Origin of the sequence: uncultured Microbulbifer sp., from assembly GCF_947489355.1 — a bacterium.
Lineage (GTDB): Bacteria > Pseudomonadota > Gammaproteobacteria > Pseudomonadales > Cellvibrionaceae > Microbulbifer.
Window position 1 is genome coordinate 1 of the sequence record NZ_CANLDD010000250.1, and the last position, 221, is coordinate 221.

Here is a 221-nt window from a genome sequence, read left to right on the forward strand (position 1 = left end):
CGAAAGTAGGTTTGGTCATAGGTCATCTCTTTTTTGCTAATGATAAAGAAATGACACAGAATTCTGAACACTACCACAAGCCTGATCAAGCAGCGCTCTGGTCGGCTGTTGGCGCCTCCTCTCCATCCTTGAATTTCACTCCGGTGATGACCTTGGCCAGGTAGTCAAAGCCCCGGAGTTTTCTCCATTTTCCCTCTGCACACATTCCCAGCTTGAACAGC

1 pseudogene is annotated in these 221 nt (G+C 48.4%); it reads right to left on the reverse strand.

The window, feature by feature from the left end:
- Positions 1-85 precede the first annotated feature (85 nt).
- Positions 86-221 (reverse strand): annotated as a pseudogene (locus Q1A48_RS21645) (IS256 family transposase); the annotation flags it as partial.